Source organism: Pararhizobium sp. DWP3-4 (assembly GCF_049898205.1).
Taxonomy (GTDB): domain Bacteria; phylum Pseudomonadota; class Alphaproteobacteria; order Rhizobiales; family Rhizobiaceae; genus Pararhizobium.
Genome location: NZ_JAFCXF010000002.1, coordinates 642,739 through 656,054, shown reverse-complemented (window position 1 = coordinate 656,054; position 13,316 = coordinate 642,739). Strand labels below are relative to the sequence as shown.

15 protein-coding genes are annotated in these 13,316 nt (G+C 60.7%); 8 read left to right on the top strand and 7 right to left on the bottom strand.

Annotated elements, in window-relative coordinates; translation table 11 throughout:
* Window positions 1–66 precede the first annotated feature (66 nt).
* Together ACP7E6_RS08330 and ACP7E6_RS08325 are read left to right on the top strand one after the other, a co-directional pair.
* Window positions 67–567: an RrF2 family transcriptional regulator gene (locus ACP7E6_RS08330; RefSeq protein WP_426229237.1), complete on the top strand. Its 501-nt coding sequence runs from the start codon at window positions 67–69 to the stop codon at window positions 565–567.
* A 22-nt stretch (window positions 568–589) separates the two neighbouring features.
* Window positions 590–1,051: a carboxymuconolactone decarboxylase family protein gene (locus ACP7E6_RS08325; protein WP_426229236.1), complete on the top strand. Its 462-nt coding sequence runs from the start codon at window positions 590–592 to the stop codon at window positions 1,049–1,051.
* A gap of 229 nt (window positions 1,052–1,280) precedes the next feature.
* Here ACP7E6_RS08325 and ACP7E6_RS08320 read toward each other — a convergent pair whose 3' ends face one another.
* Window positions 1,281–1,913: a YitT family protein gene (locus tag ACP7E6_RS08320; RefSeq protein WP_426229235.1), complete on the bottom strand. Its 633-nt coding sequence runs from the start codon at window positions 1,911–1,913 to the stop codon at window positions 1,281–1,283.
* A gap of 204 nt (window positions 1,914–2,117) precedes the next feature.
* Window positions 2,118–3,056 carry a methyltransferase domain-containing protein gene (locus ACP7E6_RS08315; RefSeq protein WP_426229234.1) on the bottom strand — a complete coding sequence of 313 codons (939 nt, stop codon included), beginning with the start codon at window positions 3,054–3,056 and terminating at the stop codon, window positions 2,118–2,120.
* Window positions 3,057–3,218: 162 nt separating this feature from the next.
* Between ACP7E6_RS08315 and ACP7E6_RS08310 the strand changes: the two genes are divergently transcribed.
* Together ACP7E6_RS08310 and ACP7E6_RS08305 are read left to right on the top strand one after the other, a co-directional pair.
* The gene (locus ACP7E6_RS08310; protein ID WP_426123949.1) at window positions 3,219–3,485 is read left to right on the top strand and encodes a DUF6460 domain-containing protein; all 267 of its coding nucleotides are present in this window, start codon (window positions 3,219–3,221) and stop codon (window positions 3,483–3,485) included.
* Window position 3,486: 1 nt separating this feature from the next.
* Window positions 3,487–3,990, top strand: a complete 504-nt coding sequence (locus ACP7E6_RS08305; protein WP_426229233.1) for a CAP domain-containing protein — start codon at window positions 3,487–3,489, stop codon at window positions 3,988–3,990.
* A 178-nt stretch (window positions 3,991–4,168) separates the two neighbouring features.
* On the opposite strand, the gene ACP7E6_RS08300 is transcribed toward ACP7E6_RS08305, so the two are convergent.
* Together ACP7E6_RS08300 and ACP7E6_RS08295 are read right to left on the bottom strand one after the other, a co-directional pair.
* Complete coding sequence (locus ACP7E6_RS08300) at window positions 4,169–5,254, bottom strand: quinone-dependent dihydroorotate dehydrogenase (protein ID WP_426229232.1); 1,086 nt, start codon at window positions 5,252–5,254, stop codon at window positions 4,169–4,171.
* Window positions 5,251–5,598, bottom strand: coding sequence for a DUF952 domain-containing protein (locus ACP7E6_RS08295; RefSeq protein WP_426229231.1), 348 nt, complete (start codon window positions 5,596–5,598; stop codon window positions 5,251–5,253). Before ACP7E6_RS08295 ends, ACP7E6_RS08300 begins: the two co-directional genes overlap by 4 nt.
* Before the next feature lie 132 nt (window positions 5,599–5,730).
* Here ACP7E6_RS08295 and ACP7E6_RS08290 point away from each other — a divergent pair, with 132 nt between their 5' ends.
* Both ACP7E6_RS08290 and ACP7E6_RS08285 read left to right on the top strand, forming a co-directional pair.
* On the top strand, window positions 5,731–6,168 hold the full coding sequence (locus tag ACP7E6_RS08290; protein WP_426229449.1) for a hypothetical protein: 438 nt from the start codon (window positions 5,731–5,733) through the stop codon (window positions 6,166–6,168).
* Between the two features lie 84 nt (window positions 6,169–6,252).
* Window positions 6,253–6,900 (top strand): response regulator transcription factor, encoded by a 648-nt coding sequence (locus ACP7E6_RS08285; protein ID WP_426229230.1) that lies wholly within the window; start codon window positions 6,253–6,255, stop codon window positions 6,898–6,900.
* A gap of 7 nt (window positions 6,901–6,907) precedes the next feature.
* Here the strand turns inward: ACP7E6_RS08285 and ACP7E6_RS08280 are convergent, their stop codons facing one another.
* The 3 genes from ACP7E6_RS08280 to ACP7E6_RS08270 all read right to left on the bottom strand — a co-directional run bounded on the left by ACP7E6_RS08280 (window position 6,908) and on the right by ACP7E6_RS08270 (window position 11,243).
* A complete protein-coding gene (locus ACP7E6_RS08280) occupies window positions 6,908–7,261 on the bottom strand; it encodes a helix-turn-helix domain-containing protein (RefSeq protein WP_426229229.1) in 354 nt (117 codons plus the stop codon).
* Window positions 7,262–7,270: 9 nt separating this feature from the next.
* Window positions 7,271–7,534 (bottom strand): type II toxin-antitoxin system RelE/ParE family toxin, encoded by a 264-nt coding sequence (locus tag ACP7E6_RS08275; RefSeq protein ID WP_426229448.1) that lies wholly within the window; start codon window positions 7,532–7,534, stop codon window positions 7,271–7,273.
* A 208-nt stretch (window positions 7,535–7,742) separates the two neighbouring features.
* Entirely contained in the window at window positions 7,743–11,243 is a 3,501-nt protein-coding gene (locus tag ACP7E6_RS08270) for a PAS domain-containing hybrid sensor histidine kinase/response regulator (RefSeq protein ID WP_426229228.1), read from the bottom strand.
* A 240-nt stretch (window positions 11,244–11,483) separates the two neighbouring features.
* Here ACP7E6_RS08270 and mscL point away from each other — a divergent pair, with 240 nt between their 5' ends.
* Both mscL and ACP7E6_RS08260 read left to right on the top strand, forming a co-directional pair.
* On the top strand, window positions 11,484–11,912 hold the full coding sequence (gene mscL, locus ACP7E6_RS08265; protein ID WP_426229227.1) for a large conductance mechanosensitive channel protein MscL: 429 nt from the start codon (window positions 11,484–11,486) through the stop codon (window positions 11,910–11,912).
* A 224-nt stretch (window positions 11,913–12,136) separates the two neighbouring features.
* Entirely contained in the window at window positions 12,137–13,303 is a 1,167-nt protein-coding gene (locus tag ACP7E6_RS08260) for a pyridoxal phosphate-dependent aminotransferase (protein WP_426229226.1), read from the top strand.
* Window positions 13,304–13,316 lie beyond the last annotated feature (13 nt).

The window sequence follows — 13,316 nt, the reverse complement described above, 5'->3', positions numbered from 1 at the left end:
TCACCGCTTGACGGCCGGAATAATCATGGATATAAATTATCCACGATAAAAAGCGGAGGCAGGACAATGAAGCTGGGTGAGGGGGTCGAGCAAGCTATTCACAGCGTTGCGATGCTATCCGGCCTTTCCGAGGGCGGGGTTCTGTCGGCGGCTGCGATCGCCGAGTTTCATGGTGTCTCGACCAGCTATCTGCTCAAACATCTGCAGTCTCTCTCCGGTGCCGGCATTCTCGATACGGTGCCCGGCCCGAAGGGCGGATACCGGCTGGCAAGACCGGCAGAGAAGATCACGCTGCTCGATATCGTGCTTGCCGTCGAAGGCTCGGCGCCTGCCTTCCGCTGCGGCGAAATCCGCCAGCGGGGCCCAAACCCCGTCGGCAATCATCTGTTTTCCAAGCCCTGCAACATCTCGGCCACCATGCTGAGGGCCGAGCGCGTCTACAGGGCGGAACTGGCCAAGACCTCGATTGCCGACCTCGGCGTGCAACTTGCCGAAATCGACGATGGATCGATCGCAGCAAGAGGCTGCGCCTTCCTTGAAATCCACGAACGCAAAGCGGCTCGCTGAGCCCTCAACAAAGGACAAGACCATGCACCCGCGTCTCGATATGACAAAAGCATCGCCGGAAGCCTTCAAGGCCGTGTTGGCGCTTGAAAATTACGTGCAGAGTTCCGGCCTGGAGCGCCGCTTCATCCACCTGATCAAGCTGCGCGCCTCGCAGATCAACGGCTGCGCCTATTGCGTCGACATGCACGTCAAGGAATCCCGTCATGACGGCCTAAGCGAGCAGTGGATCAACCTGTTGTGCGTCTGGCGTGAATCACCAGTCTATGACGTTCGCGAGCGGGCTCTGCTCGGCTGGGTCGATGCCGTCACCAACATCGCCCAGACCGGCGCGCCGGATGATGCCTTTACTGCCTTGAAGGAGCACTTCTCGGATGCGGAGATCGCCATCATTACCGTGACGATCGGCGCCATCAACGTCTGGAATCGGCTGGCCGTCAGCTTCCGGTCGCAGCATCCGCTGGACAAGGTGGCAAAGGCCGCCTGATCGGCAGAACAGCTACGGCGCCGCGCATCCGCAACAGGTGCGGCGCCGGAGAGCGGGAAGGGGTTGTTGCTTTTCCCGCTCTCACCTGGGATGCAAAAGGTTGGATGAGGGAGCGGCCGGTGCCGCCCTTTGGCATTAGCGCGACGCAATCGTTGAAGAATGCGCCTTTGGCCCCCTCATCACCGCGCTTTGCACGCAACGTCTCCTCCGCCTGGAGGACGTGCGTTTTTTACAAAGCGATATAGCGGTCGGCGCGGTGGTTGATCGTCAGGAACAGATTGAGCACGACGGCACCAAGCACCGAGTAAAACACGACCGGCGGCGTGGTGACGAAGAAAGCGACTGCCAGCACGCAGAGATCGATGGCAAGCTGCACCAGACCGGCGCGGATGCCGAAGCGCTCCTGCACATAGATGCCCAGAATGCCGACGCCGCCGAGGCTGGCGCGGTGGCGATAGAGCGCCAGAACACCGTAACCCAGAAGCAGACCGCCGAGCAGGGCCGCCCAGGCGGGATGAATGCTGGCAATCTCGAACACCTGACCCTGAACATTGGTCAAAAGCGAGGTTATAGCGATGGCGATGAATGTTTTTACCGTGAAGGCCATGCCGAGACGTTTCCACGACAGATAGAAGAACGGCAGGTTGAGCACGAAGAAGGCAAGACCGAAATTGATGCCGAGCGCATAATGCAAAAGAAAGGCGACGCCGGCGGTGCTGCCGGTCAAAAGTCCGGCACTGGCAAGCACATAGAGACCAAGGGCTGCAACGAGGCTGCCCGAAAAGATGCCCTGCACGTCCTCGACGGGTGTGTGACGCGTCGCGCTTGTGTTCAAGAAGCCAAGGGCATTGACGATGCTCATGTCGCGATCTCCGAAGACGGCCAGGCGGCGCCCGAGTAAACCTCGAACGGCCGTGAAGGGAATGAATGAAGGTGCAGATGCGCCGGCAGTCCTTCGACCGTGGCGCCTGTGTGCAGTGCAGCAATTATCGGGACTCTGCCCGTCGCAATCAAGTGAAATACGTAAGCAATGCTGACCTATTTCAACTTCGCAACAAAACTGCGCTCACGCCGATCTGCGCGTAAGGAACAGAATGCCGAACACCGGTTTGCCGCCATCATTGCGAATGGCGGTTTTGCTGATCGCGAGAATATCAAGCCCAAAGCGCTTGCAGAGGCTATGGATATAGGTTTCCGAATGGGCGTAGCGCAGCGACGGCCGCAGAATAAAATCGCCCTCCACATCGGCATCCTCGACGGAAAAGGCAAACAGGCCGCTGCTGCCCAAGAGCTGCGACGCGATGACGAAGACGCTGTCGAGATTGCCGAGATACATCAAGACGTCGGCGGCGCTGACCAGATCGGCACGGTGGTCCGGCATGTCCGAAAACAGCCCGGAGGTTTCCGGCGGCATCGAAAGGTCGGCTTGCGCGAGACGGTCGTAACAGCCCTTGCCCTCCGCTTTTGCCAGCATGTTGGCGGACAGGTCGAACCCTTCCAGCCGATCCGCCTTGTCGCGGATGCGCTCGCCGAACAGGCCGGTGCCGCAGCCAAGGTCGATGACATTGGCAAACCGCGCCTCGCCCGTGTGGCCGGTAATCAGCGCCGCCAGCTTTTCCGGAACGGTATAATCAAGCTTTTCGACCAGTGCCTTGTCGAAGCGGTCGGCATAGTCGTCGAACAGTTGCGCGACGTAGAGGCTTGATGGCTGATCGGGTGTTTCGGCGCCGCCGAGAAGGGCAAGTTTCAGGCCGGCGCCAAAGATATCGTCCGGGTTGAGGGTGAGAACTATGCGCAAGGCCGCGATCGCCGCCTCTTTGCGGCCGGATTTCTCCTCATAGTCGGCAAGGCGGAACCAGCCGGCCGCCCAATCGGGCACAAGCTCCAGCGCCTGGGTCATCAGGTCGGCTGCATCCGCATGATCGCCGCTATCGGCAAGCATATGGGCATATTCGGCGCGGCGGTCGGCGATGAGATCGCCGGAGGAAAGCTGGTTGAGCGACATGGTTCCGGGTCTCGATTGCGAGCCGCCAATCGACGGTCTGGGCTTCCCGCGCTTGTCGCGTGCGACTGTAGAAATGGCAAGCGGCGATTTGACGGCAATGTTGACGGCTTGCGGCAGGGGCCATGGCGGCCTATGTGAAGAAAAACAGGAGAATCATGGGCCATGGCCGATGGAGTGAACAGGTTTCTGGGCGATTCGCCCCTTCGGGTGCTCGTCAAGCTGTTGGTGGTCTCGGTCATCGTCGGCTTTGTCATGGCCGTTTTCGGCTGGACACCCTATGGCATCTTCTACACGGTTCGGGATTTCATCCTCGATCTCTGGCATTCCGGCTTCGCAGCCCTTGGCCGCGTCGGCGATTACCTGCTGCTCGGTGCGGCCGTGGTGATCCCGGTCTTCATCATCCTGCGCGTCCTGAGCTACCGGCGGTAATATGCACGATCAGAACTTTTCTGCCTCCCGGCGGACGTTCCTGCGGGCCGGTGCCCTGCTTTCGATCGGTGTGCTCGCCAGCTGCGGCACGCCCAAGGTGAAACCGAGCGGCAATGGCAGCGACCAGACCGATGCCACGCTCGGCTACATCAACGCGCTTAGAAAACAAAAGGGCCTGAAGCCGCTGGTCCGCGATCCGGCGGCAGCGCAGGCGGCCCTGTCGCAGGCTTCCCGCATGGCCAAGGCCGGCAAGATGTCCCATCTGATCGGCATGGGCGACAGTTTCCTGTCGCGCATGAAGGGCGGCGGCGTGGCGCTGCCTGCAGCCGAAAACATCGCCATGGGCCAGGACAGCGCCGAAAGGGCCTATGCCGCCTGGTTCCACTCGCCCAAGCACCTGGAGAACATGCTGGGCCCGAACTATAGCGGTCTCGGCGTCGCCGTGATGCGCAACCCCGCTTCCGGAAACCGGCCCTATTGGGCCATGGTGCTCTCGACCGGTTGATCAGGATTTCGTCATTCCGGTGCCTGTCACAGGAATTCAGCCACGCGACGTCTGTCGCGTGAAATGAGTCTTTTGCGTTCAAGCACTTGAACGCACTGGGTCCCCGCCACAAGGGCTGACATGACGGAGGGAGGGAGGTGCCAGAGCTGAAGCTAAGTGGCAGGTCCCCGGATCGAAGTTACGCTTTGGACGCCCAATAATCCGTGCGGCTGCCGCAGATGTCGCTGATCGAGGTCAGCGCTTCGCGGTCGCAAAGCGCCGACAGGCCGCGGACGATCTTGCCCGGCAGTAGTGGCCCTTCATAGACCATGCAGGAATAGAGCTGGACGAGATTGGCGCCGGCGCGGATTTTTTCCGCCGCCGTTTCAGCCGACGAGACGCCGCCGACGCCGACGATCGGCAGGTCGGGACCGACGCGTTTGCGCATCTTGGCGAGCACGATGGTGGATTTTTCAAACAAAGGCTTGCCGGAAAGACCGCCGCTCTCCTTGGCCTGCCGCTGGTCCTTCAGCCCGTCGCGCGACAGCGTCGTGTTGGAGACGATCAGGCCGTCGAGATGATGGGCCAGCGCCACGGCGGCGATATCGTCCATGCCCTCTTCGGTCAGATCCGGCGCGATCTTCAGGAACACCGGCACGGGGCTACCAGCCTTTTTGGCTTCGTCGTCGCGGGCGGCAAGGACGGCGGCGAGCAGGGCCGCAAGGCTCTCGCGCGCCTGCAGGTCGCGCAGGCCCGGCGTGTTCGGCGAGGAAATGTTGGCGGTAAAATAGCGGGCGACGCCGTAGAACGTGCGGATGCCGGTGACGTAATCGGCGATGCGATCGGCGCTGTCCTTGTTGGCGCCGATATTGACGCCGATCATGGCCTTGCGATCACAGGCCTTGAGACGTTGCAGTGCTGCCTGATGGCCCTCATTGTTGAAGCCGAGGCGATTGATGACGGCCTGATCCTCGACCAGCCGGAAGATGCGCGGCTTGTCGTTGCCGGCCTGCGGTTTTGGCGTGACGGTGCCGATCTCGGTAAAGCCGAAGCCAAGTCTCAGCAGCGCTTCCGGCACGTCGGCATTCTTGTCGTAACCGGCGGCAAGGCCGATCGGGTTGGCAAAGGCGAGGCCGGCGACGGTCTGCGCCAGGCGGGGGTCTGCGGGGGCGGCGCAAGCCGGAACGAGGCCGGTCTTCAGTCCCTTGATCGACAGGCCGTGGGCAGCCTCCGGATCAAGCAGGAAAAGGCCACGACGGGCCAGCGACTGGAGGACGTCGATCATTGGTCAAGCTCCGGGAAGACATGGTTGCCATCAGCGCCGCGCGGCAGCGGCTTTTCCCAGATGGCCGTATCGAGCGGCAAGGCGGCGTAGAGATGCGGAAACAAGGCGCCACCGCGCGATGTCTCGTACACCAGCGCTTGGCCCAGCTTTTCGCCATCGACGGCGACAAGCAGCAGGCCGTCCTGACCGGCGAAATACAGAGCGGCGGTCTGCTTGACCTGATCGGCGGTCGAAAAATGGATGAACCCATCGGTCAGATCGATCGGAGCGCCCTTGAATTCTCCGCTTTCGCGCGCATCCTGCCATAGAGTTGCCGGAACGATTTTGTAGATAATGCTGCGCATGCCGCCGTTTCCTGAAAGCCTGGACGATATCCTTTGCGGGATTGCCGCAATCTTCTGCGAATGTCCACCGGCAAGCGTGAAGGGATCCTGATTTTTTGGGATCAGCGGAATTTGTCGAGCAAGGAGAATGCAATGAACAGGATGCTGATGCCGGTAGTAACCCTTGGCGGCGTGTTTGCGGCTTTTGCAGCCCTGGCGCAGGAGCCGGCGCCCGGGCGTTACGCCATGCAAAAGACCGATAGTGGCATCGCGCGGCTGGATACGCAGACCGGCGAGGTCTCGCTCTGCCAGGAAAAGAACGGCGACATCGTCTGCCGGATGGCGGCCGACGAGCGCACCGCCTTTGAGCTGGAACTCGATTTGCTGACCAAACGCGTGGAAACTCTGGAAAAGACCGCCTCGGAAGGCCCCTTGGGCATCAAACCAAGGCTTCCGACGAAGGAAGAGATTGACCAGACGATGGGCGTCATGGAAAGAATGATGCGCAGTTTCATGGGAATTGTGAAAGATCTGGAAAGCGAGGAAAAGCCACCGTCCGACAAGACGGAGGACGTGCCTCAGAAGACCTGACCGGATCTGGACGGCACAGCGGGTGAATTGGAGGATTTTTCCGCCGTGACGGGCCTTGCGGCCATGCTCTTGGGAGGGAGCGTCATGACGTCAGGATTGACCATCATCATTGCGGACGATCACCCGCTGTTTCGCGGCGCCATGCGCCAGGCTCTGGCGGGCATGCCCGGCAACCCGTCGATCATCGAGGCCGGTGATTTCGCCTCGGCGCGGCAGGCGGCGATCGACAATATGTCGGTCGATCTGATGCTGCTGGACCTGACCATGCCGGGTGTCAGCGGGCTTTCCGGGCTGATTGCGCTGCGGGCCGAATTCCAGAGCCTGCCGGTGATGATCGTCTCGGCCCACGACGATCCGGCAACCATCCAGCGCGCGCTTGAACTCGGCGCTTCCGGGTTCCTCTCCAAATCCGCAGGCATCGACGAAATCCGCCAGGGGATCGATACGGTCATGGCCGGCAATATCTTTACGCCACCGGGCTTTCAGCGCGGCATGGAGCACGAGCCGGAAGTGGCGGCATTGCTGCACCGGCTGCAGACGCTCACCCCGCAGCAATCCCGCGTGCTTGGCATGCTGGCCGAAGGCCTGCTCAACAAGCAGATCGCCTACGAACTCGGGGTCTCCGAGGCGACCATCAAGGCGCATGTCTCGGCGATCCTGTTGAAGCTCAACGTCGATAGCCGCACGCAGGCGGTCATTCAGCTGGGCAAGATTTCGGCTGTGGCTGCGTAGGAGCAGCCTAACGTCCCGCCGCCTGCTTTGCAGGGGCGATATTCGTGTTGATATCGCCGCGCGCCTGGCTCGATTGATGGATGTCGATGACGATGTCCCTGCCGAGCAGGGACAGCGCGCGCATAAGTCGCCAGACGGAGTAGTCGCCGACATTGCCGTTGACGATTCTTGAGATGTCCGGCTGCTTCAGGTTGGTCAGTTCCGCAGCAGCTTTCTGGCTTAGAACCTTGTCTTCGATGGCAAGCGCAATCTCATTCGACAGCAGAAACTTGACCCTCATTTCCGCAGGGTCGCTATAGCCGCGGTCCTTGAGGTAGTTTCCGCTTCCCAATTTGGCCGGTCCGGCTGCAGGGTCCGTCATTGTTTTCACCTATGTCAATTCTCTTCGCTTTTGCCGCGCATCGTAACGTTCGCGTAGCAATGCCCAATTTCCGGCATAAAACTGGTCTGCCTGACGTTTTCTCTCCAAGAGCCGAGCAACCTGTTCCGCCGGAATTTCGCCGTCCTTTTTTGACTTCTTCATACCTGCGTCGATCAGGATCACCACCTCGTTGTAATTCGCAAGATAGTATGTCCGGTAAGTGTTGCTGTCGTGGAAGACGCGGAGTTCTTCGATCCCTTCGCATTTCCCGATAGCGCCTGATGATGCCTGGCAGGCAGGCGTCGAAGGTTCTGTACCGCAGTTATCCGGGAATCGAATGCTTCAACCACTTCCGTCGGTTGGGAAAGGTAATCGTCTTCGACACGCTGCGACAGGAAGATCACCTCTTTAAAATCGATCGCATCGTCCGATGTCATAAGCGAACCAATATAGCAATTTCACTATAAAATCAATTTTTTGTTTATTCCGCCGCTGCCTTCATCGACACCGACAGCTGCGTCAGCCAGGCTCGCATCGAGGCCGGGCGGACGGGTTTGTTTTGCAGGGTGATTCCGTCGCGTTCTGCGCTGGCCCGCACTTCCGGAGAGCGGTCGGCGGTGACCAACAGCGACGGGATGTCGGTGCCGAAATAGAGCCGGATGGCGCGGATCATATCGATGCCGGTGCCGTCATCGAGGTGATAGTCGGCAATGATCGCGTCGGGGCGCAGGTCATGGGCGGTCAGGCCCTGCTGCCAGATATCGAGAGAGGGCGTGGTGGTCACATTGCAGCCCCAGCCCTCCAGCAGCAGCTTCATGCCCTCCAGGATCAGCGGCTCGTTGTCGATGCACAGCACACGCAGGCCATGCAGCGGCTCGGCAGTGCGCAGCAGTTCGGACGGCGCAGCCTTGACGCTGCCGGCGGCCGTGCGGTCGATCGGCATTCTCACGCGGAAGCGCGTGCCTTTGCCGGGTTTGGATTGCAGGTCGACGCTGTGGTTGAGAACGCGCGAGATGCGGTCGACGATCGACAGGCCGAGTCCAAGGCCCGCAGCCGTCTTGGCGCCCTCGTCGAGCCGGGCGAACTCCTTGAAAACCGTGCGGAACTTGGACGCCGGGATGCCGATGCCGGAATCGAGCACCTGGATGATCGCATCGCCACCCTCGCGGCGCACGCCAACCAGCACCTTGCCGGTCAGCGTGTATTTGATGGCGTTGGAGACGAGGTTCTGCACCAGGCGGCGCAAGAGATTTGGGTCGGTGCGCACCGTCAGCGATGTCGGCATGACGGTCAGCTTGAGGTTTGCAGCGCGGGCCACCGGTGCGAAATCGGTCTCGATGCGCCGCAAGAGGTCGTTGAGCGGTACGGATTGCAGGCGCGGCTTCATCGCACCGGTATCGAGCCGGGAAATGTCGAGAACGGCGCCGAGAATGGTTTCGACCGATTCCAGCGACGAATCGATGTTCTGCACCAGCACGCTGTTTTCCGATTCGCCGAGACGCTCGACCAGCGAGGACGAATAGAGGCGGGCGGCATTCAGCGGCTGCAGGATATCGTGGCCGGCAGCGGCGAAGAAACGGGTCTTGCCGATATTGGCCTCTTCGGCAGCAGCCCGGGCCTCGGCCACTTCCTTGTTCACGCGGGTGAGTTCGCCGGTGCGTTCGGCAACGCGCAATTCCAGCGTCTCGTTCGCCTGCTTCAGCGCCATGTCTGCCGCAACGCGCTGGGTAATGTCGGTATAGGTGGTGACGATGCCCTTGTCGGGCATGGCATTGGTGCGCACCTCGATAATGCGCGCGCCGCCGGAAAGTTCGAGCAGGAAGGGTTTGTCGAGCGTCAGGAAGTTGGCAATCAACCGCTTGCCGTCGTCCTTGCGGATATCGCCGCGCTGGGTGAGCATGGAGACGATGTCTGCCAGCGGGAATCCGACCTGACCGGCGGTTTCCGGCAGGTCGAGCAGCTGGCGGAAGCGGCGGTTCCAGATGATCAGGTTGTTGGAACTGTCGAAGACGGCGATGCCTTGATCCATCTGCGACAGCGCCGTCTGCAGCATGTCCTGATTGTATTGCAGCGCCTCCGATGCCTGGTCGAGCAGCCAGGCGGTATCCGACGAGGTGTCGTCCAGCCGCTGCAGCACCAGCGACAGGACCAGCCGGGCAGAGGACGAGCCGATGGCGCTGCCAAGCAACTGTTCGGAAAAATGGATCAACCCCATATCGGCCGGCAGGTGATCCTCCAGCCAGCGGCCCGACTGGCGCTCATAGGTCTGGAAGGAGCGCTGCATCCGTTCCTGGCCGAGATAGCGGGCAATCGTGGTTTTGAGGTCGAGCACAGTGATCTTGGTCTTGCGGCCGCGAAATGCCTTTTCGGTGCGCGATTTGCGGCGGATGAACACGCCTGCCTGCAGCCGTTCCAGCGGTTTTGGTGCCCGGGTGAGCGAGCCGATGACATAAGCGAGCACGTTGACCAGCAGGCTGAGCGCCGAGGCATTGACCAGCGGATCGGCTGCCGGTCCGGAAAAGATGGAGGTGAACGGGAAAAGAAAACCGAGAACGGTTGCCGCGACATGCGAATTGTCCGGTCCGCCGAGGCTCGGCAGAAACAGCAGATAGGCCCAGACGATGAAGCCGAGCGTCATGCCCGCAATCGCGCCTCGGGCGTTTGCCTGGCGCCAGACAAGGCCGCCGAACAAGGCCGGTGCCATTTGAGAGATGGCGGCAAAGGCAAGAAGGCCAAGCGAGGCGAGGCCCGAACTCATGTCGGCGGAGCGGTAGTAGGCGTAACCGAGCAGCAGAACCACGAAGATCGCCGTGCGCCGGACGTTGAGCAATGTGCCGGCCACATCCTGCGAGCCACCGCGGCCCATCAGGTTGCGCCGCAGGAACACCGGCATGATGATATCGTTGGAAATCATGATCGACAGCGCCACGGACGCGACGATGACCATGGCCGTCGCTGCGGAAAACCCGCCGATGAAGGTGATCATGGTCAGGACCGGCATGTCGGCGGCCAGCGGCAGCGTCAGCAGATAAAGGTCGGCATCGCCGCTGCCGGCGAATGTCAGCACGCCGGCAATCGCGACGGGCAGCACGAATAGGTTGATGGCCACGAGGTAGATCGGAAACAGGATGCCTGCGGTGCGCAGGTCCTTTTCCGTGCGGTTCTCGACCACCGTCACATGGAACTGCCGGGGCAGCATGATGATGGCGAAGGAGGACAGAACGATCAGCAGGATCCAGCGCGGCAGCGGCGTCTGGTAGTTCAGCGCCGTCATCACCTGCTGGTTGGCAAGAGCTTTCGCCCACAGGTCGCTCGGGCCGTCGAACAGGAAGAAGATCACATAGATCCCGGCGGTGACCAGAGCCAATAGCTTGACCACTGATTCCATGGCGATTGCCAGGATCAACCCGTCCTGATGCTCGGTCGCATCGGTATGGCGGGTGCCGAAAACGATGGCGAAACAGGCAAGGAAAAGCGTCACCAAAAGCGGCAGGTCGATGAAGTCCTGGCCGGAACCGATGCCGTAGCCGCTGGTATCGACCATCGCCGATACCGAACTCGACACGGCCTTGAGCTGCAGCGCGATATAGGGAATGGCGCCGATCAAGGAGATCAGCGCGACGATGGCGGCAACCATCGGGTTCTTGCCGTAGCGCGCGGCGATGAAATCGGCAACCGAGGTCAGTTTTTCGGCCTTGGCGAGCGCGATGATCCGGCGGATGACCGGCAGGCCGATGGTGAACATCAGGATCGGGCCGATATAAATGCCGGTGAATTCCAATCCGCGCTCGGCAGCAAGACCGACGCCGCCGAAATAGGTCCAGGAGGTGCAGTAGATCGCCAGGCTCAAGGCATAGACCAGCGGCCTGCCTCTCCCGGCAGGATCGGTCTTGCGCGCCTTGCGATCGCCATAGCTTGCCACCGCAAACAGCAGCAGCAGATAGGCGAAGGCGGCCCCGAAAATGATCGAGCCCGAGAGCATATCTCCTCCTTGTCCTCCACCAGAGCATAGGACAAGACGGATGCGAAGAAAATCGGCCTCGCCTAAGCCTTAAGTCAAAGAAACCGCAACTCTTTTTCAGGGCTTCGCGACCGATATATGCAAGGCTAATTTCGATTGCGTGATTTACATGATTTTGATTTCGGTTAGCATCCGGCCTGTACCCGGTTGCGTAGGAACAGGCCGCCGCAGCTGGTTTCAGTCTTAGACAAGGAGAGAGTAATGATAAATGAATTCAAGGCGTTTATTGCCCGGGGCAATGTCATGGACCTTGCGGTCGGTATCATCATCGGTGGTGCGTTCACGCTGATCGTCAATTCGCTGGTCAACGACATCATCATGCCGGTCATCGGTGCCATCACGGGCGGCCTGGATTTTTCCAATTTCTTCTTCCCGCTCTCCAGCACAGTAACGGCGACCTCGCTTGCTGCGGCACGCGAGCAGGGCGCAGTCTTTGCCTATGGCAACTTTCTGACCGTGGTGATCAACTTCCTCATTCTCGCCTGGATCATTTTCCTGATGGTCAAGGCCGTCAACAAGATGCGCGTTTCGTTGGAAAAGCAGAAGAACGAAGAGCCGGCAGCACCGCCACCGGTGGACGTTCAGCTTCTCACCGAAATCCGCGATCTCCTGAAAACACAGCGCGTATAAGACGCGTTTCGCGATCGTCAGGCCGGTGTCGATACATCACCAGAATCGATAAATCCGTCACCGAATATCGCGTGATCGTGATGTGAAAAACAGCTAGAAGCGGCGGGCAACTAGAGCGCCGCGCGCCCAATTGGGCGCGCAAAAGGTGCTCTAGTATTTTTTAGCTGCGCATAACCGCGAAAATCGGTTCCAATTTTCGGGGTTATGCGCGAGGGAGCCCGCCGATGACCATACTTGCCAGCCTCAGCCCCCGATCGCTTTCTGCCCCTGAAAGCGGCATTGTCGAACTGGTGAATTATGCGCGCGGGCGCGACGGGCTCATTCCGCTCTGGGTTGGCGAGGGCGATCTGCCGACGCCGGATTTCATCTCGCAAGCGGCCCAGGATTCGCTGAAAGCCGGCGAGACCTTCTACACTTGGCAGCGCGGAATCCCAACATTACGCGAGGCGCTGTCGCGCTATTACCAGCGGCATTTCGCCAAAACGCTGTCGCCGGACAATTTCTATGTGACCGGTTCCGGCATGCAGGCCATCAAGCTTGCCATCGAGGCCGTGACCTCGCCGGGCGACGAGATGGTGTTCCTGACCCCGGCCTGGCCGAACTTTGCCGCCAGCGCCGAATTGTCCGGCGTGCGCGCCGTCGCCGTGCCGCTGAGCTTCGAGGACGGCAAATGGCAGCTCGACATCGGCAAGCTCGAGGCGGCGATCACGGAAAAGACGCGGGCTCTTTTCGTCAATACGCCCTCCAATCCAACCGGCTGGACGGCCACGCATGACGACCTGAAAGCCATTCTGGCACTGGCGCGCAAACACGGCCTGTGGATCATCGCAGACGAGATCTATGCGCTCTATTCCTACAATGGCGACCGCGCGCCGTCCTTCCTCGACGTGATGGAGGAGGACGAGCGCATCCTGTTCGTCAATTCGTTTTCGAAGAACTGGTCGATGACCGGCTGGCGGGCCGGCTGGATCGTGGCGCCGCCGGCGATCGGTCAGGTGCTGGAAAACCTGATCCAGTATTCGACATCGGGCGTGGCTCAGTTCATCCAGGCGGGGGCCTTGGTGGCGCTGGACCAGGGCGATGCGTTCGTCGCGGAAAACGTCGCCAAGGCCGCCCGTTCACGCGACCTTTTGTGCGACGCTCTGATCGCCACAAACCGGGTGCAGACGCTGAAACCGGACGGGGCGATCTACGCCTTCCTGAAGATCGATGGCGTCACCGATGCCCGGCGTGCAGCGCTGGATATCGTCGACAAGACCGGGGTTGGCCTCGCACCCGGCACCGCCTTCGGCGAGGGCGGATCGCTGTTCATGCGTGCCTGTTTTCTGCGTGATCCCAGGCAGATCGCCATCGCTGCCGAACGGCTGGCGGGCTATATCGCCGCACTCTGAACCACCTTCGGCT

What these genes read in the sequence shown, in the direction of transcription:
- ACP7E6_RS08330 (WP_426229237.1), top strand. Translation starts at nt 67, where the DNA reads ATGAAGCTGGGTGAGGGGGTCGAGCAAGCTATTCACAGCGTTGCGATG.
- ACP7E6_RS08325 (WP_426229236.1), top strand. Translation starts at nt 590, where the DNA reads ATGCACCCGCGTCTCGATATGACAAAAGCATCGCCGGAAGCCTTCAAG.
- ACP7E6_RS08320 (WP_426229235.1), bottom strand. Translation starts at nt 1,913, where the DNA reads ATGAGCATCGTCAATGCCCTTGGCTTCTTGAACACAAGCGCGACGCGT.
- ACP7E6_RS08315 (WP_426229234.1), bottom strand. Translation starts at nt 3,056, where the DNA reads ATGTCGCTCAACCAGCTTTCCTCCGGCGATCTCATCGCCGACCGCCGC.
- ACP7E6_RS08310 (WP_426123949.1), top strand. Translation starts at nt 3,219, where the DNA reads ATGGCCGATGGAGTGAACAGGTTTCTGGGCGATTCGCCCCTTCGGGTG.
- ACP7E6_RS08305 (WP_426229233.1), top strand. Translation starts at nt 3,487, where the DNA reads ATGCACGATCAGAACTTTTCTGCCTCCCGGCGGACGTTCCTGCGGGCC.
- ACP7E6_RS08300 (WP_426229232.1), bottom strand. Translation starts at nt 5,254, where the DNA reads ATGATCGACGTCCTCCAGTCGCTGGCCCGTCGTGGCCTTTTCCTGCTT.
- ACP7E6_RS08295 (WP_426229231.1), bottom strand. Translation starts at nt 5,598, where the DNA reads ATGCGCAGCATTATCTACAAAATCGTTCCGGCAACTCTATGGCAGGAT.
- ACP7E6_RS08290 (WP_426229449.1), top strand. Translation starts at nt 5,731, where the DNA reads ATGAACAGGATGCTGATGCCGGTAGTAACCCTTGGCGGCGTGTTTGCG.
- ACP7E6_RS08285 (WP_426229230.1), top strand. Translation starts at nt 6,253, where the DNA reads ATGACGTCAGGATTGACCATCATCATTGCGGACGATCACCCGCTGTTT.
- ACP7E6_RS08280 (WP_426229229.1), bottom strand. Translation starts at nt 7,261, where the DNA reads ATGACGGACCCTGCAGCCGGACCGGCCAAATTGGGAAGCGGAAACTAC.
- ACP7E6_RS08270 (WP_426229228.1), bottom strand. Translation starts at nt 11,243, where the DNA reads ATGCTCTCGGGCTCGATCATTTTCGGGGCCGCCTTCGCCTATCTGCTG.
- mscL (WP_426229227.1), top strand. Translation starts at nt 11,484, where the DNA reads ATGATAAATGAATTCAAGGCGTTTATTGCCCGGGGCAATGTCATGGAC.
- ACP7E6_RS08260 (WP_426229226.1), top strand. Translation starts at nt 12,137, where the DNA reads ATGACCATACTTGCCAGCCTCAGCCCCCGATCGCTTTCTGCCCCTGAA.